Here is a 22,648-nt window from a genome sequence, read left to right as displayed (position 1 = left end):
CCATTTAATACATGGGCTCTTTTTTGTTTCTGGCTATAACTAAATAACATTGTCCGCAATCGAATTATCCATTCCGTTGTTTTCTTGCATCACGCGGATTCCTGTCTCATCAATATTTTGTTCGTCGTATTCTTCCTGAATTTAACCTTAGACGTTCTATCAAATTATCGCTTATAGCGATTTGAACATAACAGTCTTTGCATTCTATTGAGGGAGCCTAAGGAACAATGTTCGCTGCTGAGTTTGTGATGATTTGAAACCATGGTGAATGTAGAAATTTTTAGCTTCTTCGGTAAGTGCATGAACCATGATTGCACGTACACCAATATTCTCGGCAACCCGATAGCAACGAAGCACTGCATCATGAAGTAAATCAGCACCAAGCCCTTTTCCATGGAATGAGAGATCGACAGCAAGACGGGCAAGTATAATGACAGGGATGGGATCTGGCATGTTACGCCGAAGGTTGCCTGTCGCTTCTGTATGGTTGACGCTACCGGTGGCCAGAGAGTAAAAACCGGCTACTTGCTTCGTGTCTTTCTTGCACACCACAAATGTTCTGGCCGCTCCGAGAGCCTGGTTTTTGAGGCCCTTTTGCTTCAACCAGTCATCGAGCACAGCTTCACCGCTGACGAACTCAGCTACCTGATGAAAAGCGGACAAAGGTTCTGGTGCTGTTACACGTCCCACTGAGGTTTCCTTGCCAGCAGTTTTTCGATAACGGGATCATCTGCGACCGGTGCATCAAGCAGATTAATGAACTCCTCATATTGCTCATCGTTAAAGTTAAATACACGGCGGTCAAGGATCACATTCTCGGCAGCCCGGCAGGCCGTTTCCAGAATGAAATCTGTACGTGACTTGTGAAGGATTTCCGCAGCTGCATCAATGAGCGCCCGCTGCGATTCCTTAGCTCTAAGGTTAAGTTGAACATCTGATTTCATGAGACACCCCTTGTATAGCATTTGCTTTACAAGAATAGCACAACCACCATGTATAGCAAACGGTATACATCAAGTCGTCGTTTTTCATTTTTTGAATACTGATGTTCGCTTTGTGCCAGAAGCGGAAATTACAGTATATTTCGCTTTCGGCTCGAAACTGACTGAGGTAACGTAGCGGAAATATTTTTCCGGACTCAACCAGGATGCCTTCCATCGAAACGTTTATGGCTTTCCTTCTCGCGCTGATGCTTCTGGAGATTTCTCCGGGGCCAGACATGATGCTGACTATCGCCAGAGGAGTTGGTCAGGGAAGACGTATTGCAATGCTTACGGTACTGGGCAATGTATTTGTAGCAGGTTTTGTGCAAGTTTCTTTTCTTGTCCTGGGGCTGGTAACCGTTGTTCATGCCTGGCCGGTTGCGCTGGATCTGCTAAGGTGGGCTGGTGCGGCTTATCTGATGTGGCTGGGCATAAAAATGATTGCGACTTCAGGCACTGATACGCGGCTGCGAAAAACTGCAAAAATTTCTGACTGGAATGCCGTTAAGGAAGGCGCCCTGAACAGCCTGACTAACCCAAAATCCCTGCTGTTCATGTTTGCTTTTCTTCCTCAGTTTGTCGATCCCGCCGCGGGTCCTGTCTGGATGCAATTGCTTGTTCTGGGGAGTATCCAAAAGCTGGCAGGAATTGTTTCCCTGGGGTCAGTCGCGATGGCATCAGGGACATTTGGGAACTGGCTGGGTAAACACCCAGACTTTATCAAATGGCAGGAACGATTTACAGGCGTTGTCATGATTGGCCTGGGTATCCGCATGTTGTTTAGCGGGTCTGGTGTAGTATCGAAATCTGCCCGTTAAGTTTTACCGAAACGGTAAACCCAGTATCCGTTTCTCGCTCACTGCGGACCTTCAGCGCAGTTAGCTCGTCCCGTTGAACTCACAACCAGAAGCGGACGTTGCCAGCATTGTTTTATGTTTGTTTATGGAGAACATGTCACTTCTTCTTTAGAACCATTGAGAATTTTATTAATTCAAGCATCACTTTAAAGGCAGGATTATCATTGTCATCGCGCCAGGCCAGATACAGCAGGCTTTCAATCCCTGCGGGCAAGGTAATATGGCGATAGACGATATTATCAAACAAAATACGCGCAGCACTTTCCGGGACGAACGCCATACCCATACCGGCGTTTACCAGTGAGAGAATTGTCAGCGTTGAGCCAATATATTGCACATAATCCGGTTGTATATTATTTGAGCGGAACATCCCGGTCAGCAGTTCATAAAATGGCTGCCAGGCGGATAACGCGTACATAATAAACGGCTGTTTATCGAGATGGGCAATTGTAATATCCGACAACGTCGCCAGCTCATGCTGACGTGGCACCGCCAGCACAAACGGCTCGCTCACCAGAATTTCACTGCTCACCCCGGTCAAAGCCGAAGGGGCACGCACCAGGCCAATATCGCTTTGCCGCAGGCGTAGAGCTTCGAATTGCTCACCGGTGGTCATCTCCTTGAGCGAGATATCAATGTGCGGATAACGCTCTTTACCCCTGGCGACTACCATCGGCAAAAATGCATATACTGCGCTCGCCACAAAGCTGATATTTACCGAGCCAATATTGCCCTGTGACATCTTCTGCGCGTTCAGCATCGCCACATGCGCGCGCTGCAATAAATCCTGCGCCTCGATAAAAAATCGCCTGCCAGCGGCCGTGAGCACTACTGATCGAGTAGTGCGATCAAACAGCTCAACACCCAGTTGATGTTCCAGCAGCTGGATCTGCCTGCTGAGAGGCGGCTGCGTCATATTTAACCGTTTTGCTGCGCGCGAAAAATTCAGTTCGGTAGCAACGGCGAGGAAAAATCTCAGTTGGCTTAACTCAAACATATATACAAATCCAGTATAAATCAATTCTCTGATTGGATTAGACAGTATGAGTCCACAGGCGCAATCTGGTAAAGCCCTATACAACATCTAATACAAGGTTCGTCTATGTCCACACAGAGTACTCTTGCCCAGGCTGGCGCTTTTGACCATATCAGTTGGATAAAACTCTCTTCCGTTAATGTGCCGCTGAACACGGCAGTGAGCGATGCGAAAGTCCTGACCGGCCGCCAGAACGCGCTGAAAGATGTGGCGCTGCTGGTAGCGGAAATCGAAACCGAACAGGGTTTTCGCGGGCTTGGTTTTACCTACACATTACGTAACGGCGGCCCGGCGCAATTCAGCCACGCCAAAGAGATGGCACCGCTGCTGATTGGCGAAGATCCGAACGACATTCCCCGCTTGTGGAGCAAACTGGTTTGGGCGGGCGCATCCGTCGGCCGTAGCGGTCTGGCGACACAAGCCATTGCCGCGTTTGATACCGCACTGTGGGACCTGAAAGCTAAACGCGCCAACCTGTCGCTGGCAAAATTATTGGGTGCGCAGCGTAACGAAGTACGTTGCTACAACACCTCCGGCGGTTATCTGCAGGCATCAGTGGACGAAATCATCGACAAATCAAAAGCCTCTCTGGCACGCGGTATTGGTGGCATCAAAATGAAAGTCGGCCACCCGGATCGCCGTCAGGATCTGCAGCGCGTTGACGCCATTCGTAAAGCACTGGGCGATGACACACCGCTGATGGTCGACGTGAACCAGCAGTGGGACCGCACCACCGCACTGCGGATGGGCATGGCTATGGAACAGTACAACCTGCAATGGATTGAAGAGCCGCTGGATGCCTACGATGTGGACGGCCACCGCATGCTTTCGTCCAACCTCGTTACGCCGGTCGGTACCGGTGAGATGCTCACCAGCGCGGGTGAAGTGGCCGAATATATCCGTCAGGGTGCGGTAGATTTAGTGATGCACGACGCCCCGCGCATTGGGGGTATCACTCCGTTCCTGAAAGTTCAGCAGATGGCAGAAGACCACGGTTTGATGATGGCACCGCATTTCGTTATGGAAATTCACTTACATCTGGCTGCCGCATACGCCCATGAAACCTGGGTTGAGCATTTCGAGTGGCTGGAGCCGGTCTTTAACGAGCGTCTGGAAATTCGCGACGGCCAGATGATTGTGCCGACGCGCCCGGGTCTTGGCCTGTCGCTGCACGAGCAAACCACCGCCTGGACCGTGGCAAGCTTTGAAACCGGAAAACGTCATTAATTCTGTGTAATAAACCGAAGCTGTTATACAGACTGGCACCTTATTGAACATACCGGGGAGATATTTCCTCACACAGGGCGTGAATAAAAGCGCCCTGCATTTTCTCTTTTCTATTTTTATCTGTATTGGCACGGATGGTTTTCAAAAAATAACTAAATAGAACACTGTACCCTGTAAGAGGTTTTCAATGACCAGCCATACAACACAATTGAGAAAGCAAAATAGCCATATTCGTTATCTTATATTAGTGGTCGTCTTTTTAATTACCAGCGTCAACTATGCCGACCGCGCCACATTATCCATTGCCGGGAGTTCCGTCGCCAAAGAATTAGGTCTTGATCCTGGCGACATGGGGCTTATTTTCTCCGCCTTCGGCTGGGCCTATCTGGTGATGCAAATCCCAGGCGGCTGGCTGCTCGATAAATACGGCTCGAAAAAGGTTTATACCTGGAGCCTCTTTTTCTGGTCTATCTTTACCTTCCTGCAAGGCTTCGTGGAATTGATGCCGCTCGCCTGGACGGTTATCAGCCTGTTCTTCCTGCGCTTTATGCTGGGTTTTTCCGAAGCGCCCTCTTTCCCGGCGAACGCCCGCATTGTTGCTGCCTGGTTCCCGACCAATGAACGCGCCACCGCCACGGCCTGTTTTAACGCCGGGCAGTATTTCGCACTGGCGCTCTTTTCCCCGTTGCTCGGCTGGCTAACCTTTGCCTGGGGCTGGCAGCATGTCTTCACGGTGATGGGGATTATCGGCTTTATTCTGACCTTTATCTGGGTTCGCTACGTTCATAATCCGAGCGAGCACCCGATGATTTCCCGGCAGGAGCTGAAATACATCACCGACGGCGGTGCCATTATCGATATGGACACCAAATCGGCGGCGAAGAAATCCTCCGGTGGCTGGACCTCCGTAAAACAAATGCTGACCAACCGCATGTTAATGGGCGTGTTCCTGGGACAGTATTTTATTAACTCCATCACCTGGTTCTTCCTGACCTGGTTCCCGATTTATCTGGTTCAGCAACGCGGGATGTCGATTCTGAACGTCGGCTTTATCGCCTCTATTCCGGCTATTTGTGGCTTCGCAGGCGGTATTCTGGGCGGTGTATGTTCAGACTGGCTGCTGAAAAAAGGGATGAGTATTACCGCCGCGCGCAAAATCCCTATCGTTTTCGGGATGTTGCTGGCAACGTCATTAATCCTGTGTAACTACATTGAAAGCCACGTGGTGGTAGTGTCGCTGATGGCGCTGGCTTTTTTCGGCAAGGGCTTCGGCGCGCTGGGCTGGACGGTGGTCTCCGATGTGGCTCCGAAAGAAGCGGCCGGCATGTGCGGCGGTCTCTTTAACGCGTTCGGCAACGTGGCCTCCATCGTGACGCCGCTGGTGATTGGTTATCTGGTTAAAGAGATGCATTCGTTCAATAGCGCCCTGATTTTCGTTGGCGCGTCAGCGATTGCTGCCATGCTCTGTTATCTACTGGTGGTGGGCAAAATCAGCCGAATGGAATTGAAGATGTAATGTCATTATGCCCGGTAAATTCAACTTACCGGGCATCCAGGCAACGTTACAAGAAAAGAAGGATTGTGCCAGTAGTTAACTGGCTTATCGTTGCAGTCAGTGCATCAATAGAAGTTTTGCAACGCAGCGTCAACACTCACAGTGGACTGACCCCGAACCGGTAGACGGCCCTGCCCTTAGTTGTTTCACGGGCTGTTCGTTTGGTTCGACTCACTTGTCAATTAATGGCTTCACTGTAATCTGGTGACATGCTTTGTAGAAGAATGTCCGCTTCACGCCCTGAGACATTTGCGTGAGCGTATCTACCGACGTTCAGGTTTCCTGATAGCATCCCTGTACAGACCTTGTTAATTTCTGCCTGGATAGCTCTTTAGGCGGTATTCAACCGGGCTGAGTCCGTTAAATCTAAGGCTAATTCGTCGGGTATTGTAGTATCGTATGTAATCCTCAATAGCTATCTTAAGTTCATCAATATCCTTAAATTTACTGGTGTAAAAACTTTCTGATTTTAAAGTGCCGAAAAAAATTCTGCACAGGCATTATCAAGGCAGTTGCCTTTGCGGGACATACTTTGGATGATGCCAAACTCTCGTAACTGATACTGGTACCATCAATGACGGTATTGCCAGCCCTGATCTGAATGAAGAACCGGATTGGTACCCGCATCAAGTCTGGCAAATGCCTTCATGAGCATGTCATCGATCATCGGCATAGTTGGACGTTCTGAAATACTGCAGGAGATCGCTTCGTTATTGAAGAGATCAATAATGGGCGCAGTGCACTTTTGATTTATATACCCTTCATACTTCAAGTTGCTTATGTGTTGGCTACGGATTACTCGGCCCATCCATGGGCCTCGCCCTGACGGGCCGTCGCACGCGACGTTCAAATCTGCTCCCGGCAGATTTGTCGCTCACCCCAGTCACATAGTTATCTATGCTCCTGGGGACTCACTCCCTTGCCGCCTTTAAGCAACTCGAATTATTTTGGGTATAGTCAGGTGGGGATTTTCTCTGTCTGCCTTTTGGTGAATACCTGAGACAAACAGTCTCAAGCACCCGCAGCTATTCTAACGCCAATATCCGTACCGCCAGCGTTAATGTATTCCTGAAATATTTCTTGCCAATCAATAGAAATAACCGCGTCTATGAGTTACAGAATTATTAGCGAATCGACTAGCACTCTTTACGTTATAAAAAAAACCTGCCCGAAAGCAGGTTTTTTTTATTTAACTGAACGCTTATTGCAGTAACGAAATATCCGCAACCTGCAGGAACAGTTCGCGTAGTTTCGACAACAGCGTCAGGCGGTTGATACGGATATCTTTCTCTTCCGCGTTAACCATGACATTTTCGAAGAATTCATCCACCGGCGCGCGCAGTGCCGCCAGCTCAATCAACGCTTCCTGATAACGACCATCGGCAAAGTACGGCTGAAGCTTATCACGCAGCACAACCAGATGTCTGGCCAACTCAATTTCCGCCGCTTCTTTCAGTACGGAGGCGTGGACGATATCGTTCAGCGGCTCAGTGGCTTTCGCCAGGATGTTGGAGACGCGCTTGTTCGCCGCCGCCAGCGCAGAGGCTTCTTCCAGGGTACGAAAGTGCGATACCGCTTTCATACGAGCATCGAAATCTGCCGGACGGGTCGGACGACGCGCCAGCACCGCCTGGATAGTGTCGACGGTGTAACCTTCATCCTGATACCAGGCGCGGAAACGACCCAGCATAAAGTCGATCACATCATCGACTACGTTGGCGTTGGTCAACTTGTCGCCATACAGACGCACGGCTTCTTCGGTCAGCGTTTGCAGATCAAGGTTGAGGTTCTTCTCAACAATGATACGCAGCACGCCCAGCGCGGCACGACGCAGCGCAAACGGGTCTTTGTCGCCTTTCGGATGCTGACCAATACCGAAGATACCCGCCAGAGTATCCATCTTGTCAGCGATCGCCAGCGCGCAGGCCACCGGGTTAGACGGCAGGTCATCACCGGCAAAGCGCGGCTGATACTGTTCGTTCAGCGCCACAGCCACATCTTCCGCTTCACCATCGTGACGCGCGTAGTGCATCCCCATCACGCCCTGGGTGTCGGTGAACTCGAAGACCATGTTGGTCATCAGGTCGCACTTGGAGAGCAGGCCCGCGCGAGTGGCGTGGTTGACGTCAGCGCCAATCTGACCGGCAATCCAGCCCGCCAGCGCCTGAATACGGTCGGTCTTGTCGCGCAGCGTGCCCAGCTGTTGCTGGAACAGCACGGTTTGCAGACGCGGCAGATGGTCTTCCAGACGTTTTTTACGGTCGGTATTGAAGAAGAATTCAGCATCTGCCAGACGCGGACGCACCACTTTCTCGTTACCGGAGATAATCTGGGTCGGATCTTTCGACTCGATGTTGGCGACGAAGATAAAGTTCGGCAGCAGCTTGCCCGCGTTGTCATAAACCGGGAAATACTTCTGGTCGCCCTTCATGGTGTACACCAGCGCTTCGGCAGGCACGGCGAGGAATTTCTCTTCGAATTTTGCCGTCAATACCACCGGCCATTCCACCAGCGAGGCCACTTCTTCCAGCAGGCTTTCGCTCAGGTCGGCATTACCGCCAATCTTGCGTGCTGCTTCTTCGGCGTCCGCTTTGATTTTGGCTTTACGCGCTTCGTAATCGGCAATGACTTTACCGCGCTCCAGCAGAATTTGCGGGTACTGGTCAGCATTGTCGATAGTGAACTCAGGCTCACCCATAAAGCGATGGCCGCGAATGACGCGGTCAGACTGAATGCCCAGGATGGTCGCCGGAATCACTTTATCGCCCAGCAGCAGAGTCACGGTGTGCACCGGACGCACGAAGTGGACGTCAGACGCGCCCCAGCGCATCAGTTTCGGGATCGGTAGTTTCGCCAGCGAGGTGGCTACCATGTTCGGCACCAGAGCTTCGGTACTTTCGCCCTTCACGTGGGCGCGATACAGCAGCCATTCGCCTTTGTCGGTCTTCAGACGCTCGGCCTGATCAACGGTGATCCCGCAGCCGCGCGCCCAGCCTTCTGCCGCTTTGCTCGGTTTGCCTTCGGCGTCGAACGCCTGAGCAATCGCCGGACCACGTTTTTCGACTTCGCGATCGGGCTGAGATTCAGCAAGATTCGCCACTTTCAGCGCCAGACGGCGCGGGGCGGCAAACCATTCAACGTTACCGTGCGCGAGGCCGGCGTTATCCAGCTCCGCAGTGAAGTTCGCAGCAAAGGACTCAGCCAAACTGCGCAGTGCTTTTGGTGGCAGCTCTTCAGTGCCGATTTCCACCAGAAAAGTTTTCTCAGACATGGCCGCCTCTTACTTGTCTTTGTTGCACATCGGGAAGCCGAGGGCTTCACGGGAAGCATAATAAGCCTCTGCCACTGCTTTGGTCAGGGTGCGAATACGCAAAATGTAGCGCTGACGTTCGGTGACGGAGATAGCTTTACGCGCATCCAGCAGGTTGAAGCTATGGGCGGCTTTCAGAATACGCTCGTAGGCCGGCAGCGGCAGCGGGTTTTCCAGCGCCAGCAGCTGCTGGGCTTCTTTCTCATACTGCTCAAAGCAGGTGAATAAGAAATCCACATCGGCGTATTCAAAGTTATAGGTGGATTGCTCCACTTCGTTCTGATGGAATACGTCACCGTAGGTAGTTTTACCCAGCGGGCCATCGCTCCAGACCAGATCGTAAACGCTGTCCACGCCCTGGATATACATCGCCAGACGTTCCAGACCGTAGGTGATTTCACCGGTCACCGGCTTGCACTCCAGGCCGCCGACCTGCTGGAAGTAGGTGAACTGCGTCACTTCCATGCCATTCAGCCACACTTCCCAGCCGAGTCCCCAGGCACCCAGCGTCGGGTTCTCCCAGTTATCTTCCACGAAACGGATATCGTGAATGGTCGGGTCCATACCCAGCTCTTTCAGAGAACCGAGGTACAGCTCCTGAATATTCTCCGGAGACGGCTTAATCACTACCTGGAACTGATAGTAGTGCTGTAAGCGGTTCGGGTTTTCGCCGTAGCGGCCATCGGTCGGACGACGAGAAGGCTGCACATAGGCAGTCGCCATCGGCTCTGGCCCCAGCGCGCGCAGGCAGGTCATTGGATGAGAAGTTCCCGCGCCGACTTCCATGTCCAATGGTTGAACAATGGTGCAGCCCTGGCGAGCCCAGTAATCCTGTAAGGTCAGGATCAAGCCCTGGAAGGTCCTGGTATCAAACTTTTGCATATTATTTCGTGCTGGATACGTGTGGATTTAAAGGAAGGAGCCAGTATACCCGCTGGATGCGAGATATACAGTATGAAACCGGTTTGTTTAGCGAAAATTGCCGGATTTCGCGGCATCACACCTCACCAGGCGCGGCTTTTACCGCATAGAAAGATGTAAAAACTGCCCATCTGCATCAAAAGAGCAGACAAAACTCTCTTTACGGAAGGTATTACCCCGCATCTCATAGCTCCCCTGAAACTGTTCGAAGCCGGTAACAGCAATTTTCTGTGCGCCAGTGTTGTAACGCTGCGCCGCCTGAGCTTTACACAATGCTTCCATATCCAGCGTGCGTGTTGGGCTCACTTTACTCTGCTGGGCTTTTTGCGTCGGTGGCGGTGTCGCTGTGCATCCCACCAGAACGATGGCTATCATCACAGTACAGAAATACTTCATTATCATTTTTATTACCGTCTGGTTTGCTGGTCAGTCTTATTATTAAGGTTTGTGGGTAACAGAAACATTGTGCGAATCTCCTTACGCCATCACAAGATGTAGCGTAGAAAGTCGGATTTTTCCAGTGAGCCACCGCGCTGGAACTCTATTCAAACGGAAGCTGAGGAACTGATGCAGCCTAAAATTAACTGGATTGATAACCTGCGAGGGATCGCCTGTTTAATGGTAGTGATGATCCATACTACAACGTGGTACATCACCAACGCCCACAGCGTCAGCCCGCTAAACTGGGATATTGCGAATGTCCTGAATTCGGCTTCGCGCGTTAGCGTTCCCCTGTTTTTTATGATTTCAGGCTATCTTTTTTTTGGCGAGCGCTGCGCGCAACCGCGGCATTTTTTACGTATCGCCCTGTGCCTTATCTTTTACAGCGTTGTCGCCCTGGCTTACATTTCACTTTTTACTTCGATCAACGTCGAGCTTTCGCTAAAAAATGCGCTGCAAAAACCCGTGTTTTACCACCTGTGGTTTTTCTTTGCGATTGCGGTGATCTACCTGGTATCGCCATTAATCCAGGTAAAAAACGTGAGCGGCAAAATGCTCCTGACGCTGATGGTGGTCATTGGTATTATTGCTAACCCAAATACTGTGCCGCAAAAAATTGGCGGCGTTGAATGGTTGCCCATCAATCTGTATATCAGCGGCGACACGTTCTACTACATTCTCTACGGTATCCTGGGCCGCGCCATTGGAATGATGGAGACGCAAAAGCCATCGCTGACGCTTATCTGCACTGCCCTGTTCATCATCGCGGTATTTGTTATTTCTCGCGGCACATTGCATGAATTACGCTGGCGCGGAAATTTTGCCGATACCTGGTATCTGTATTGCGGTCCCATGGTGTTTATTTGCGCCGTCTCACTGTTCACGGTAGTTAAAAATAAGCTGAATGCGCGGACGTTACCTGGACTGGGGCTTATCTCCCGCCACTCGTTGGGTATTTATGGTTTCCACGCGCTGATTATCCATGCGCTACGTACTAATGGTCTGGAGTTAAAGCGTTGGCCGCCGTTAGACATCGTGTGGGTTTTTGCCGCGACGGTGACAGGAAGCCTGCTACTTTCCATGCTGTTACAGCGTATTGATAAACGGAAATGGGTTAGCTAAACGAATGATGGCTCCGGCCATCATTCATCATCACTGTAGGAAGCGTAAAGATCGGTTCCATATATACTGACCCCCAGCGCCACCAGACACAGTATTTTCAGCGCGCCCGCCAGCGCCAGGTTAAATACGCCGACCGCGACCATGCCGATGCCAAGCAACAGCAAAGATTTGCAACGAGAAAGCAAGCGGTCATTCCCCGTGTGTTCCTGGCGAATTAAGACTGGAAAACCGCACATGACGATTGCCGCAAAAAAATATCCCTTTTCGCTTAATGTATGACAGCCTGGCCACAGTCCCACCAGGTATACCACTGCACCGACAACTAACATTCCCAGGCCGAATATCCGTTTCCTGCGTGCAACGTGATCGTCCATCTCACTCTCCTTGTGGTTGTGTGAGACACATTAAGCGAAGAAATAGCGATGAAAAAGGCGCCTGCTCAGCAATAATATAAAAATCAGAAAACACACATACTTACTTCGATATAATTCAATAGAATTAATATTTACGGGAAATGCCTTTCAGCCAAAACCGAAAGGCATTCTGACTTATGACATCAACGGCAACAGCTGCTGATAGAGTCGACGGAAGGTTTCACGACGTTGTTGATAAACCGCATGACGCTGCGCATCAGGATAATGCGCCTGCTCCAGCGGCAACTGCGGCAATACATCGGCGAGCGGAGTCTGTTTATTCACCGCAATTTGCGCCAGACGCGCCGCGCCCAGCGCTGGCCCCACATCGCCGCCAGTACGATAATCAAGCTGTAGCCCGCTAATATCAGATAGCATCTGACGCCAGTATTCACTGCGCGCTCCGCCGCCGATAAGCGTCACGCTGGCGGGTTTGACGCCGCAGGCGTGAACCACATCCATGCCATCCGCCAGAGCATATCCCACGCCTTCCAGTACCGCCCGCGCCAGTTCCGCCGGGCCATGCTGATGGGTTAAACCAAAGAAAACGCCTTTTGCCTGCGGATTATTGTGCGGCGTGCGCTCGCCGGACAGGTACGGCAAAAACCAGATCGGATCGGTATGCTCATCCGCCAGCTGCGCGGCGGTAATCAGCGTCGGGACGTTCTTCTGCCCGGTGAGTTTAGCCGCCCAGTCCAGACAAGAGGCGGCGCTCAACATTACAGACATTAAATGCCAGCGTTCCGGCAGCGCATGGCAAAAACTGTGTACTGCGCTCTCCGGTTTACTCAGAAAGCCGTCGCTGACGGCAAAATAGACGCCCGATGTTCCAAGTGAGAGCATCGCCTGTCCGGCATCGATCATTCCTACGCCGACCGCGCCAGCCGCATTGTCGCCGCCGCCCGCCACCACAGGTACTGCTGGCATTCCCCATGCGCTGGCTACCTCTGGCAGCAACGTTCCGGTAATGTCACTCCCTTCAAATAACGCTGGCATCTGCTGTCGGGTTAAATGACAGGCGTTGAGCATAACGTCGCTCCAGTCGCGCTTTTTCACGTCCAGCCACATCGTTCCTGCCGCATCCGACATATCGCTGGCAAAGACGCCTGTCATTCGCAGCCGCAGAAAATCTTTCGGCAGCAGAACCTTGTCTATCTGGTAGAAAATATCCGGTTCGTGGCGCTGCACCCAAACTAATTTGGGCGCGGTAAAACCGGGCATCATCAGATTACCGGTTATCGCTCGCGACTGCGGCACCTGTTTTTCCAGCCAGGCGCACTCTTCGCTACAGCGTCCGTCATTCCATAAAATCGCTGGTCGCAGAACCTGCTGACGGCTATCAAGTAATGTCGCGCCATGCATTTGTCCGGCGATGCCCAACGCCCGGACGCCACTTAACGACTGTTGCCGACCTAAACCTTTAACCGCACGATCCGTCGCCTGCCACCACTGCTCTGGTTCCTGTTCCGACCATAAGGGATGCGGACGCGATACGGTCAGTTTTTCAGTATGCGTAGCCAGCACATCGCCCTGCTCATTCAACAGGATAGCTTTTACACCCGATGTACCAAGATCGATCCCGATATACATAGTGTGGGTTCCTTTACTGAAAGCGCCCGGCAGCGCTACGCTTACCGGGCTAATCACGACTACAGGCCGGGCTAACGCGGAGTCGCCCGGTAGATAGGGTTATTTATCAAACAGATAACGGTTAACCAGATTTTCTAACAGCTCCTGATGACCGCTTTGATGTACTGGCGCCAGATTATGCTGCTCCGCATACTGCGCCAGTTCGCCTAAGGAGAGTTGTCCTTTCAGAATCTGCTGACCCAGCTCGCCATTCCAGCCGGCATAGCGCTTCGCCACGCGTTTATCCAGCTCGCCGTCTTCAACCATACGCGCGGCGATTTTCAGCGACAACGCCATCGTATCCATCGCGCCGATATGACCGTAGAACAGATCGTATTTATCGGTGCTCTGGCGACGAACTTTGGCGTCGAAGTTGAGACCGCCCGTCGTGAATCCGCCCGCTTTCAGGATTTCGTACATCACCAGCGCGTTCTCTTCAACGCTAATCGGGAACTGATCGGTATCCCAGCCCAGTTGCGCATCGCCGCGGTTGGCGTCAACGGAGCCAAAAATACCCAGCGCGATAGCGGTCGCGATTTCATGGTGGAACGAATGGCCCGCCAGCGTCGCGTGGTTCGCCTCAATGTTCACTTTGATCTCTTTTTCCAGGCCGAACTGTTTGAGGAAGCCATAGACCGTTGCAACGTCATAATCATACTGATGTTTTGTCGGTTCCTGCGGTTTCGGTTCAATCAGCAGCGTGCCCTGGAAACCCATTTTATGTTTGTGCTCGACCACCATTTGCATAAAGCGGCCAATCTGTTCGCGTTCCTGGCGCAGATCGGTATTCAGCAACGTTTCATAACCTTCGCGCCCGCCCCACAGGACGTAATTTTCGCCGCCCAGTTTATGCGTGGCATTCATTGCCGTAACCACTTGCGTCGCTGCCCAGCTAAAGACTTCCGGATCCGGGTTAGTGGCGGCGCCTGCGCCATAGCGCGGGTTGGTAAAGCAGTTCGCCGTTCCCCACAGCAGTTTTACGCCGCTCTGTTCCTGTTTCGCCGCCAGCACATCCACCATCTGCGCGAAGTTGTTTTTATATTCTTTCAACGACGCGCCTTCCGGCGACACATCCACGTCATGGAAGCAATAAAAAGGCACATTCAGTTTGTGGAAAAATTCAAACGCCACGTCCGCTTTGCGTTTCGCCAGCTCCAGCGCTTCGCCCGGTTGCTGCCACGGACGATTAAACGCGCCTACACCAAACATATCCGCGCCGTTCCAGCAGAAGGTATGCCAGTAACAGGCCGCGAAACGCAGGTGATCTTCCATACGTTTACCTAAAACCAGCTCGTCGGGATTGTAATGACGAAATGCCAGCGGGTTAGTCGATTGAGGGCCTTCATAGCGAACACGATCGAGTTGGTCAAAATAAGCCTGCATAGTGAGCTCCATAATCAGATAAGACGGCAAGTAAACGACATAACGTCATACTGGAATTTCCTGATTTATTGCTCAATTACGTTATTTCACACCGCTATTAAGAGAATCCCCAAATGTGCTCTGGCTCTCAAAAAAACGCTGAAAACCACAGAAGAAAAAAGCGATCGCGATCGAATCCTGGCAAATAAACAAAAAACCGTAATATATAGATAAGAAATGACAATTGTCATCCGCCGTTTGCTGTGATGAATTTCGCATAACGTTTCAGGCGCAAAATAATTTGTCATCATTCGCCAGACCGTTATGTCAGCCGTTTTGATAGTATCCATGAGTCCAGGTTCACTTTTGCAGGATATATCCTCATGTTTGATAAACGTCACCGCATCACTCTGTTATTTAACGCGAATAAAGCCTATGACCGTCAGGTAGTGGAGGGGGTGGGTGAATATTTACAAGCCTCGCAATCCGAATGGGATATATTTATTGAGGAAGATTTCCGTGCCCGTATCGATAACATTAAAGAGTGGTTAGGCGACGGCGTTATTGCCGATTACGATGATGACGATATCGCGCAATTATTAGCCGATGTCGACGTACCCATTGTCGGGGTCGGCGGTTCTTACCATCTTGCTGAAAATTATCCCGCCGTTCATTACATCGCCACCGATAATCATGCGCTCGTTGAAAGCGCTTTCCTGCATTTAAAAGAAAAAGGCGTTAACCGCTTCGCGTTTTACGGTTTGCCCGACTCCAGCCGCAAACATTGGGCGGCGGAACGGGAATACGCCTTTCGCCAGCTGGTCGCCGAGGAAAAATACCGCGGCGTAGTCTATCAGGGACTGGAAACCGCGCCGGAAAACTGGCAGCACGCGCAAAATCGCCTCGCCGACTGGCTTCAGACGCTGCCGCCGCAAACCGGCATCATTGCCGTAACGGATGCCCGCGCCCGTCACGTATTGCAGGCCTGTGAACACCTGCATATTCCGGTGCCGGAAAAACTTTGCGTTATCGGTATTGATAACGAAGAGTTAACCCGTTACCTGTCGCGCGTCGCGCTTTCCTCCGTCGCGCAGGGGGCGCGGCAAATGGGCTATCAGGCGGCGAAACTGCTGCACCGTTTGCTGGCGCGCGAAGAGATGCCGTTACAGCGCATTCTGGTGCCGCCGGTACGCGTCATTGCGCGCCGCTCGACAGACTATCGCTCCCTGACCGATCCGGCGGTTATCCAGGCGATGCACTTTATTCGTAACCATGCCTGTAAGGGCATTAAAGTCGAGCAGGTGCTGGACGCGGTTGGGATTTCACGTTCAAACCTGGAAAAACGTTTTAAGGAAGAAGTTGGCGAGACGATACATGCGCTGATCCACGCCGAAAAGCTGGAAAAAGCGCGTAGTTTGTTGATTTCTACCACGTTGGCGATAAACGAAATTTCGCAAATGTGCGGCTACCCGTCACTGCAATATTTCTATTCGGTGTTTAAAAAGGAGTACGTCACTACGCCTAAGGAGTATCGCGACCAGCATAGTGAAGCGTTGTTGTAGTTTATCCAGCCTACAGACGCCTTGTAAGCCGGATAGCGTAGCGCCATCCGGCACACAGAATTACATATGCGCGGCGATCAGACGCTGGTTGTCCTGGTACATCGCGAACAAGTAGTTGTTATAGCGCGACCCCTGGGTAGAGTAACCCTTCAGCTTATGAATCATCGCCGTGGCGGTGACTTCCTGATCCGCCTTACGCAGTTGGGCGCGCGACTTGCGGAAAGAGGAATAAGCCGGATGCGTGTTCAGGTTGGCGACATACGCGCTCACCGACTCCTCAACCGACGCGAATTGCGAGTAACCTTTCACCTTACCCGGCGTATTGGTACAACGCCCTTTCGTACACTTCATGCCGAACAGGTTGTTGTTGCTACGCGCCAGTTTAGAGGTTCCCCAGCCGCTTTCCGCCGCCGCCATCGTCGCCACCATGCTGGTTGGGATAATGTCGACGCGCTCCAGCAACGTATTCCACGGAATACGACGCGTGTTGCCGGACCAGCTCACTTTATAGCGCTTCGCGATATCTTTCATACGCGCGCGTTCAGACGGCGACCAGCGGTTCTGGTACTGTTTTGAGATCAGCCAATTACGGTCCGCGGTAATCGCGGCATTTTGGCTGGTGATGTAAGGCATAACGGTCCGGAGAAACGCTTTTTTTCTGGGGGTTCCGGAAGGGTATTTTCGCAAATCAGGAAGTGAACTGCTCTTTGCACTATTGCGAGAATACTCTTGTTTACTGCTAACCTGTTTATAACTTGTCTCAGTTATGTGGGACTTTTGACTCGTTTGTGTTGCGTGCGTCTTTGCCAGCACCTCACCCGAAAATGCGATGGTGAGTAACATAAGAATCATTGCCCCATATCGTCGCATGGGAGTCAATATCATTAGGTCTCCTGGTCGGATTGATACATTCCAACACCTTTTATTTTTCACGAAGTTAAGGTTTGAACCCCAAATTCTAGCAAAAATAGGCTTAAAAAGCACCTCAGGGAATAGTCTTAATCCGAAACTATGTCAACTATTAACGATAACAGGCAGCAATAATGCCAATAAAATGTGGTGCTTATCGCAAATAGAGGCGTTTTTTTGCGCCTCGTCGCTCACCCTCGCGCCTCCTCCTGCGCGACTCTCTGCTGAGGAGGAGTTCATTCGCCTAAAAACCAGGCAAGCTGATGAATATTGCCCACAAAGGATAGCGTGATGAAACTTGCCGCCTTCGCTCTGACGCTGATACCCGGTATCGCGATCGCCTCATCATGGACCTCGCCCGGTTTTCCGACGTTCTCGACGCAGGAAACCGGGCGCTTTACCAGCCATGCTGCATTAACAAAAGGTACACGCGCGTTAACGCTCCATATTGACCAGCAGTGCTGGCAGCCCTCCGGCGCCATAAAACTCAACCAAATGTTGTCGTTAAAACCTTGCGAAGGCGCGCCGCCGCAATGGCGTTTGTTTAAAGATGGCGACTATACGATAACGGTAGATACCCGCTCCGGTACGCCGACCCTGTTGTTATCGATAAAAACTGAACCTGAACGCACCGCGCAGCTCGCCTACCAGTGTCCCGTCTGGGATGGTTCGCCGCTCACGCTGGATGTTCGCCAGACCTTTCCGGAAGGGACGGTAGTGCGCGATTATTACAGTGGTCAAACCGATACCGTCCAAAACGGGCAAATCACGCTGCAACCTGCCGACAGCCACGGGCTTTTATTGCTGGAGCGCACGGAAACCCATGCATCAGCGCCTTTTAACTGGCGCAACGCCACCGTTTATTTTGTGCTTACGGATCGCTTTCGCAATGGCGAGCCAACCAACGACCACAGCTATGGTCGCCATAAGGATGGTATGCAAGAGATTGGCACTTTCCACGGCGGCGATTTACGTGGGTTGACGAGTCAACTGGACTATCTACAGCAATTAGGCGTGAACGCCTTGTGGATAAGCTCGCCGTTTGAACAGATCCACGGCTGGGTCGGCGGCGGAGCAAAAGGCGATTTTCCTCATTACGCCTATCACGGCTATTACACTCAGGACTGGACGACGCTGGATGCCAATATGGGCAACGAAGCCGATCTCCGCGCGCTGGTCGACGGCGCGCACCAGCGCGGCATCCGTATTTTATTTGACGTAGTAATGAATCATGCCGGTTACGCCACGCTGGCGGATATGCAGGAGTATCAGTTCGGCGCGCTCTATTTATCCGGCGCGGAACGGCAAAAAATTCTCGGCGATCGCTGGACAAACTGGCGACCCGCCGCCGGACAAAGCTGGCACAGCTTTAACGACTACATCAACTTCAGCGACAGCGCCGCCTGGGAAAAATGGTGGGGGAAAAAGTGGATTCGTACCGATATTGGCGACTACGACAGTCCGGGATTTGACGATTTAACCCTGTCGCTGGCCTTCCTGCCGGATATAAAAACGGAATCTACCACGCCTTCCGGCCTACCCGCGTTCTATGCCAACAAACCTGATACTAAAGCAAAGTTCATTGAGGGCTATACGCCACGGGATTATCTGACTCACTGGTTAAGCCAGTGGGTGCATGATTACGGCATTGACGGGTTCCGGGTCGATACGGCCAAAAATGTTGAGCTTCCTGCCTGGCAACAGCTAAAAACCCAGGCCAGCGCGGCGTTACATGAATGGAAGCAGGCCAATCCGGACAAAGCGCTGGATGATAGCCCGTTCTGGATGACTGGCGAAGCGTGGGGCCACGGCGTCATGAAAAGTGATTATTATCGCTATGGTTTCGACGCGATGATCAATTTTGATTATCAGGAGCAGGCGGCGAAAGCGGTCGATTGCCTGGCGGAAATGGGGCCAGTCTGGCAGCAGATGGCGGATAAAATGCAGGATTTCAACGTATTAAGTTACCTCTCCTCGCATGATACGCGCCTTTTCCGTGAGGGCGGTGATAAGGCGGCGGAACTGCTGCTGCTTTCACCGGGCGCGGTGCAGATCTTTTACGGCGATGAATCCGCTCGTCCCTTCGGCCCCACCGGCTCCGACCCGCTGCAAGGCACCCGTTCAGATATGAACTGGCAGGACGTGAGCGGAAAGTCAGCCGCAGCCGTCGCGCACTGGCAGCGTATTAGCCAGTTCCGCGCCAGACATCCCGCCATCGGCGCAGGCCAACAAACCACGCTGACGCTAAAACACGGGTACGGTTTTGTACGCCAGTACGGCGACGATACGGTGATGGTCGTCTGGGCGGGCCGCCGCTAATCGTGGCGCTACCGGTCTCCTCGCGTACCGGTAGCCCCTTCAAAATAAAAAACTAACCTGATAAAAATTTGTAGCATAAAACATCAACACTACCGCCTGACCCCCATTTGCGCCCCGCCATTTGTAGCGTTATGGTTATCCACTTTGACAGACAGTTCGATAGATCACCCGTTATGACATTTTCACTTTTCGGCGATAAATTTACCCGCCATTCAGGCATTACCCGCCTGATGGAGGATCTCAACGACGGCTTACGCACGCCAGGCGCCATCATGCTTGGCGGCGGTAACCCGGCACATATCCCTGCAATGCAGGATTATTTCCAGACGCTACTGACAGATATGGTAGAAAGCGGCAAAGCCGCTGATGCGCTTTGTAATTATGACGGTCCCCAGGGAAAAACGGCGCTACTGAATGCACTGGCCGTACTGCTACGTGAAACGCTGGGATGGGATATCGAACCACAGAATATTGCGCTGACAAATGGCAGTCAGAGCGCGTTTTTCTACTTATTTAATCTCTTCGCCGGACGTCGCGCCGACGGCAGTACGAAAAAGGTACTATTCCCGCTTGCGCCGGAATACATCGGCTATGCGGATTCCGGTCTGGAAGACGACCTCTTCGTTTCGGCGCGCCCGAATATTGAGCTGCTGCCGGAAGGCCAGTTTAAGTATCACGTCGATTTTGAGCATCTGCATATCGGCGAAGAAACGGGGATGATTTGCGTCTCGCGCCCGACCAACCCAACCGGTAACGTTATCACCGACGAAGAGCTGATGAAGCTGGACAGACTGGCGAATCAGCACAACATCCCACTGGTGATTGATAACGCTTATGGCGTACCGTTTCCGGGCATTATCTTTAGCGAGGCGCGCCCGCTGTGGAATCCCAATATTATCCTATGCATGAGCCTCTCGAAGCTGGGGCTGCCCGGTTCCCGCTGCGGGATTATCATCGCCAATGATAAGACGATTTCCGCCATTGCCAACATGAACGGCATTATCAGCCTTGCGCCCGGCGGCATGGGTCCGGCGATGATGTGCGAAATGATTAAGCGTAACGATCTGCTGCGGCTGTCGGAAACGGTTATCAAACCTTTCTACTATCAGCGCGTTCAACAGACTATCGCGATCATTCGTCGTTATTTATCCGAAGAACGCTGCCTGATTCATAAACCGGAAGGCGCAATATTTTTGTGGCTGTGGTTTAAAGATCTGCCGATTACCACCGAGCTACTCTATCAACGCTTGAAAGCGCGCGGCGTGCTGATGGTGCCGGGCCACTATTTCTTTCCCGGACTGGATAAACCCTGGCCGCACACACACCAGTGTATGCGGATGAACTACGTGCCTGAACCGGATAAAATCGAGGCGGGCGTAAAAATTCTGGCAGAAGAGATTGAACGCGCCTGGCGTGAAGGCTGACGGCTATTCCGGCCATCATGCAGGCCGGAACGACATTCAGAAAGGTTGAGAATAGAGGCGCTGGCGCTGCACGTGTGTTGCGTCAACGCACTGTAACGCACTGGTCGGGCAGGCTTCCACGCACGCCGGCCCCGCTTCCCGATGCCAGCAAAGATCGCATTTAATCGCCTGCGCGCCTGACGCGGACGCCACCACGGTCATCGCACCAAATGGGCAAGCCAGCATACAGCTTTTACAACCAATGCAGCGCGATGGCGTCACGAAGATATGCCCCCGATCACGGCGAATCGCCTGTACCGGGCAGACATTCGCGCACGGCGCGTCCTCACACTGATGGCAGACCGTGGCCGTGGTGAAGCTATCCTCTTTTATCACCCGGATACGCGGCACAAAGTCCGCCGTCGTCACCGCCGCGCTATTCTGCTGTTCCTGGTGCGACACCACGCAGGCGACCTCGCAGGTACGACACCCGATACACGCCGACGCATCCGCCATAATAAACCGGTTCATTGTTCTCCCCCTGCGTTAAAACGCCAGAATGCCAGAGAGCCATTCCCCGCCGCTTTGATCCCACTACGCAAACGGACAAATTTTGTCAGATGCCTGATAAAACCTGGCGAGCTGTCTTATTCGCGAACGGTAAATCCCAGCTCATTAGAGATAGCCTGTGCGGTTTCACGCAACGGTTTGAGCAGATTTTTCTCGCCGATCTGTTTTAGTCGTGACGTCGACAGTGAAATAGAAATGGCGTAAGGCACTCGATGGTGAATATCAAACACAGGCACAGCAATACAGGAAACGCCCAGTTCATTTTCTTCGCGATCCATCGCCATGCTGGTTTCACGAATTTGCGCCAGCTCATCGTACATTGCTGGTAAATCGGTAATGGTATTACGAGTCAGCGGCTGGATCTGATCTTTATGGCTTTCCCAGTAAGACGCCACATAATCCGGCTGACCAAACGCCATATAAATTTTCCCCATCGCCGAGCAGTACAGCGGCATATGCTGGCCAATGTAGGCACGCGTGCGCAGCATACCGGTGGTCGGTTCCAGCTTATAAATCAGGATAGCGTGATCATCTTCACGGCTGGAAAAATTCACCGTCTCGCCGGTGGCCAGGTTGAGCGCCTCAAGGTGCGGTGCCGCAACGTGGATGATATTCAGCGATGACAGGGCTTTTTGGCCGACGGCAATAAACTTTGTCGTCAGACGGTAGCTTCCGGCCGCCGGCGCTGGCGTCACGTATCCACAGGATTGAAGCCCCTGCAACAAACGATGGACGGTACTCTTGTTCAACCCCGCCAGCTCCGACAGGTGCGCCAGTGGGCAACCGTTCGGGTAGTTACTCAAAATTTCTATCAACATCAGGCCACGAAACAGGCTCTGACTCCCCGCAGGCTTCTCTTTATCGTTGTTCTGGCTCATCAGAAAACTCTCTCCTTTCTTGGGCGATCAGATGGTAGCTCAAAGTGTGTTGCAGTTCACGATATCAGCATAAAAAACATAACCCAATGATTTTAATCGTTTTTAAAAACCTTCTCTGGCGTTGCCATGTCAATTTTTGATCTATATATTT

The 22,648-nt window shown here is 52.1% G+C and carries 19 protein-coding genes and 1 pseudogene; 7 read left to right on the top strand and 13 right to left on the bottom strand.

Annotated elements, in window-relative coordinates; translation table 11 throughout:
• Positions 1–204 precede the first annotated feature (204 nt).
• Both EOS98_RS01025 and EOS98_RS01020 read right to left on the bottom strand, forming a co-directional pair.
• Positions 205–690 (bottom strand): GNAT family N-acetyltransferase, encoded by a 486-nt coding sequence (locus EOS98_RS01025; protein ID WP_000533909.1) that lies wholly within the window; start codon positions 688–690, stop codon positions 205–207.
• A complete protein-coding gene (locus tag EOS98_RS01020; protein WP_000965889.1) occupies positions 678–965 on the bottom strand; it encodes a DUF1778 domain-containing protein in 288 nt (95 codons plus the stop codon). Before EOS98_RS01020 ends, EOS98_RS01025 begins: the two co-directional genes overlap by 13 nt.
• A 182-nt stretch (positions 966–1,147) precedes the next feature.
• On the opposite strand from EOS98_RS01020, the gene EOS98_RS01015 reads away from it, so the two are divergent.
• Positions 1,148–1,801: a LysE family translocator gene (locus EOS98_RS01015; RefSeq protein ID WP_126523757.1), complete on the top strand. Its 654-nt coding sequence runs from the start codon at positions 1,148–1,150 to the stop codon at positions 1,799–1,801.
• A 136-nt stretch (positions 1,802–1,937) separates the two neighbouring features.
• Here EOS98_RS01015 and EOS98_RS01010 read toward each other — a convergent pair whose 3' ends face one another.
• Positions 1,938–2,837: a LysR family transcriptional regulator gene (locus EOS98_RS01010; RefSeq protein WP_000462482.1), complete on the bottom strand. Its 900-nt coding sequence runs from the start codon at positions 2,835–2,837 to the stop codon at positions 1,938–1,940.
• Between the two features lie 105 nt (positions 2,838–2,942).
• Here EOS98_RS01010 and EOS98_RS01005 point away from each other — a divergent pair, with 105 nt between their 5' ends.
• Both EOS98_RS01005 and EOS98_RS01000 read left to right on the top strand, forming a co-directional pair.
• The gene (locus EOS98_RS01005) at positions 2,943–4,103 is read left to right on the top strand and encodes an L-talarate/galactarate dehydratase (protein ID WP_000107288.1); all 1,161 of its coding nucleotides are present in this window, start codon (positions 2,943–2,945) and stop codon (positions 4,101–4,103) included.
• 187 nt (positions 4,104–4,290) lie between these two features.
• On the top strand, positions 4,291–5,619 hold the full coding sequence (locus tag EOS98_RS01000; protein WP_000200570.1) for an MFS transporter: 1,329 nt from the start codon (positions 4,291–4,293) through the stop codon (positions 5,617–5,619).
• A gap of 347 nt (positions 5,620–5,966) precedes the next feature.
• Here EOS98_RS01000 and EOS98_RS24750 read toward each other — a convergent pair.
• The 4 genes and pseudogenes from EOS98_RS24750 to EOS98_RS00975 form a co-directional block, all read right to left on the bottom strand.
• A pseudogene (locus EOS98_RS24750) lies at positions 5,967–6,394 on the bottom strand (IS3 family transposase); the annotation flags it as partial.
• A gap of 465 nt (positions 6,395–6,859) precedes the next feature.
• Positions 6,860–8,929 (bottom strand): glycine--tRNA ligase subunit beta, encoded by a 2,070-nt coding sequence (glyS, locus tag EOS98_RS00985; RefSeq protein WP_001291739.1) that lies wholly within the window; start codon positions 8,927–8,929, stop codon positions 6,860–6,862.
• A gap of 9 nt (positions 8,930–8,938) precedes the next feature.
• Entirely contained in the window at positions 8,939–9,850 is a 912-nt protein-coding gene (gene glyQ, locus EOS98_RS00980) for a glycine--tRNA ligase subunit alpha (RefSeq protein WP_001168556.1), read from the bottom strand.
• Between the two features lie 138 nt (positions 9,851–9,988).
• A complete protein-coding gene (locus EOS98_RS00975) occupies positions 9,989–10,291 on the bottom strand; it encodes a YsaB family lipoprotein (protein ID WP_023206518.1) in 303 nt (100 codons plus the stop codon).
• Between the two features lie 165 nt (positions 10,292–10,456).
• Between EOS98_RS00975 and EOS98_RS00965 the strand changes: the two genes are divergently transcribed.
• Positions 10,457–11,452, top strand: coding sequence for an acyltransferase (locus EOS98_RS00965; protein WP_001182573.1), 996 nt, complete (start codon positions 10,457–10,459; stop codon positions 11,450–11,452).
• A 20-nt stretch (positions 11,453–11,472) separates the two neighbouring features.
• On the opposite strand, the gene EOS98_RS00960 is transcribed toward EOS98_RS00965, so the two are convergent.
• The 3 genes from EOS98_RS00960 to xylA form a co-directional block, all read right to left on the bottom strand.
• Positions 11,473–11,826 (bottom strand): YiaA/YiaB family protein, encoded by a 354-nt coding sequence (locus EOS98_RS00960; protein ID WP_000340932.1) that lies wholly within the window; start codon positions 11,824–11,826, stop codon positions 11,473–11,475.
• Between the two features lie 174 nt (positions 11,827–12,000).
• The gene (xylB, locus tag EOS98_RS00955) at positions 12,001–13,455 is read right to left on the bottom strand and encodes a xylulokinase (RefSeq protein ID WP_126523756.1); all 1,455 of its coding nucleotides are present in this window, start codon (positions 13,453–13,455) and stop codon (positions 12,001–12,003) included.
• Positions 13,456–13,554: 99 nt separating this feature from the next.
• A complete protein-coding gene (gene xylA, locus EOS98_RS00950; RefSeq protein ID WP_001149561.1) occupies positions 13,555–14,877 on the bottom strand; it encodes a xylose isomerase in 1,323 nt (440 codons plus the stop codon).
• A 362-nt stretch (positions 14,878–15,239) separates the two neighbouring features.
• Between xylA and xylR the strand changes: the two genes are divergently transcribed.
• Complete coding sequence (xylR, locus tag EOS98_RS00940; RefSeq protein ID WP_000459824.1) at positions 15,240–16,418, top strand: D-xylose utilization transcriptional activator XylR; 1,179 nt, start codon at positions 15,240–15,242, stop codon at positions 16,416–16,418.
• Between the two features lie 60 nt (positions 16,419–16,478).
• Here the strand turns inward: xylR and EOS98_RS00935 are convergent, their stop codons facing one another.
• The gene (locus EOS98_RS00935; protein WP_001575119.1) at positions 16,479–17,303 is read right to left on the bottom strand and encodes a protein bax; all 825 of its coding nucleotides are present in this window, start codon (positions 17,301–17,303) and stop codon (positions 16,479–16,481) included.
• A 315-nt stretch (positions 17,304–17,618) separates the two neighbouring features.
• Here EOS98_RS00935 and EOS98_RS00930 point away from each other — a divergent pair, with 315 nt between their 5' ends.
• Positions 17,619–19,646 carry an alpha-amylase gene (locus EOS98_RS00930; protein WP_126523755.1) on the top strand — a complete coding sequence of 676 codons (2,028 nt, stop codon included), beginning with the start codon at positions 17,619–17,621 and terminating at the stop codon, positions 19,644–19,646.
• Between the two features lie 173 nt (positions 19,647–19,819).
• A complete protein-coding gene (avtA, locus tag EOS98_RS00925) occupies positions 19,820–21,070 on the top strand; it encodes a valine--pyruvate transaminase (protein ID WP_000144379.1) in 1,251 nt (416 codons plus the stop codon).
• A gap of 36 nt (positions 21,071–21,106) precedes the next feature.
• On the opposite strand, the gene EOS98_RS00920 is transcribed toward avtA, so the two are convergent.
• Positions 21,107–21,580 carry a 4Fe-4S dicluster domain-containing protein gene (locus tag EOS98_RS00920; protein ID WP_001078818.1) on the bottom strand — a complete coding sequence of 158 codons (474 nt, stop codon included), beginning with the start codon at positions 21,578–21,580 and terminating at the stop codon, positions 21,107–21,109.
• 116 nt (positions 21,581–21,696) lie between these two features.
• Positions 21,697–22,497, bottom strand: a complete 801-nt coding sequence (gene yiaJ, locus EOS98_RS00915) for an IclR family transcriptional regulator YiaJ (protein ID WP_000081338.1) — start codon at positions 22,495–22,497, stop codon at positions 21,697–21,699.
• Positions 22,498–22,648: the final 151 nt, after the last annotated feature.

The sequence above is a fragment of the Salmonella sp. SSDFZ69 genome (assembly GCF_004010755.1).
Taxonomy (GTDB): Bacteria; Pseudomonadota; Gammaproteobacteria; order Enterobacterales; family Enterobacteriaceae; genus Salmonella; species Salmonella enterica.
The sequence above is the reverse complement of the archived record's forward strand: the minus strand, read 5'-3'. Positions and strand labels throughout refer to the sequence as shown.

What these genes read in the sequence shown, in the direction of transcription:
- EOS98_RS01010 (WP_000462482.1), bottom strand. Translation starts at nt 2,837, where the DNA reads ATGTTTGAGTTAAGCCAACTGAGATTTTTCCTCGCCGTTGCTACCGAA.
- yiaJ (WP_000081338.1), bottom strand. Translation starts at nt 22,497, where the DNA reads ATGAGCCAGAACAACGATAAAGAGAAGCCTGCGGGGAGTCAGAGCCTG.
- EOS98_RS00935 (WP_001575119.1), bottom strand. Translation starts at nt 17,303, where the DNA reads ATGATATTGACTCCCATGCGACGATATGGGGCAATGATTCTTATGTTA.
- EOS98_RS00930 (WP_126523755.1), top strand. Translation starts at nt 17,619, where the DNA reads ATGAAACTTGCCGCCTTCGCTCTGACGCTGATACCCGGTATCGCGATC.
- EOS98_RS01000 (WP_000200570.1), top strand. Translation starts at nt 4,291, where the DNA reads ATGACCAGCCATACAACACAATTGAGAAAGCAAAATAGCCATATTCGT.
- EOS98_RS01005 (WP_000107288.1), top strand. Translation starts at nt 2,943, where the DNA reads ATGTCCACACAGAGTACTCTTGCCCAGGCTGGCGCTTTTGACCATATC.
- avtA (WP_000144379.1), top strand. Translation starts at nt 19,820, where the DNA reads ATGACATTTTCACTTTTCGGCGATAAATTTACCCGCCATTCAGGCATT.
- xylA (WP_001149561.1), bottom strand. Translation starts at nt 14,877, where the DNA reads ATGCAGGCTTATTTTGACCAACTCGATCGTGTTCGCTATGAAGGCCCT.
- EOS98_RS00920 (WP_001078818.1), bottom strand. Translation starts at nt 21,580, where the DNA reads ATGAACCGGTTTATTATGGCGGATGCGTCGGCGTGTATCGGGTGTCGT.
- xylB (WP_126523756.1), bottom strand. Translation starts at nt 13,455, where the DNA reads ATGTATATCGGGATCGATCTTGGTACATCGGGTGTAAAAGCTATCCTG.
- glyQ (WP_001168556.1), bottom strand. Translation starts at nt 9,850, where the DNA reads ATGCAAAAGTTTGATACCAGGACCTTCCAGGGCTTGATCCTGACCTTA.
- xylR (WP_000459824.1), top strand. Translation starts at nt 15,240, where the DNA reads ATGTTTGATAAACGTCACCGCATCACTCTGTTATTTAACGCGAATAAA.
- EOS98_RS01020 (WP_000965889.1), bottom strand. Translation starts at nt 965, where the DNA reads ATGCTATACAAGGGGTGTCTCATGAAATCAGATGTTCAACTTAACCTT.
- glyS (WP_001291739.1), bottom strand. Translation starts at nt 8,929, where the DNA reads ATGTCTGAGAAAACTTTTCTGGTGGAAATCGGCACTGAAGAGCTGCCA.
- EOS98_RS00965 (WP_001182573.1), top strand. Translation starts at nt 10,457, where the DNA reads ATGCAGCCTAAAATTAACTGGATTGATAACCTGCGAGGGATCGCCTGT.
- EOS98_RS00975 (WP_023206518.1), bottom strand. Translation starts at nt 10,291, where the DNA reads ATGATAATGAAGTATTTCTGTACTGTGATGATAGCCATCGTTCTGGTG.
- EOS98_RS01015 (WP_126523757.1), top strand. Translation starts at nt 1,148, where the DNA reads ATGCCTTCCATCGAAACGTTTATGGCTTTCCTTCTCGCGCTGATGCTT.
- EOS98_RS00960 (WP_000340932.1), bottom strand. Translation starts at nt 11,826, where the DNA reads ATGGACGATCACGTTGCACGCAGGAAACGGATATTCGGCCTGGGAATG.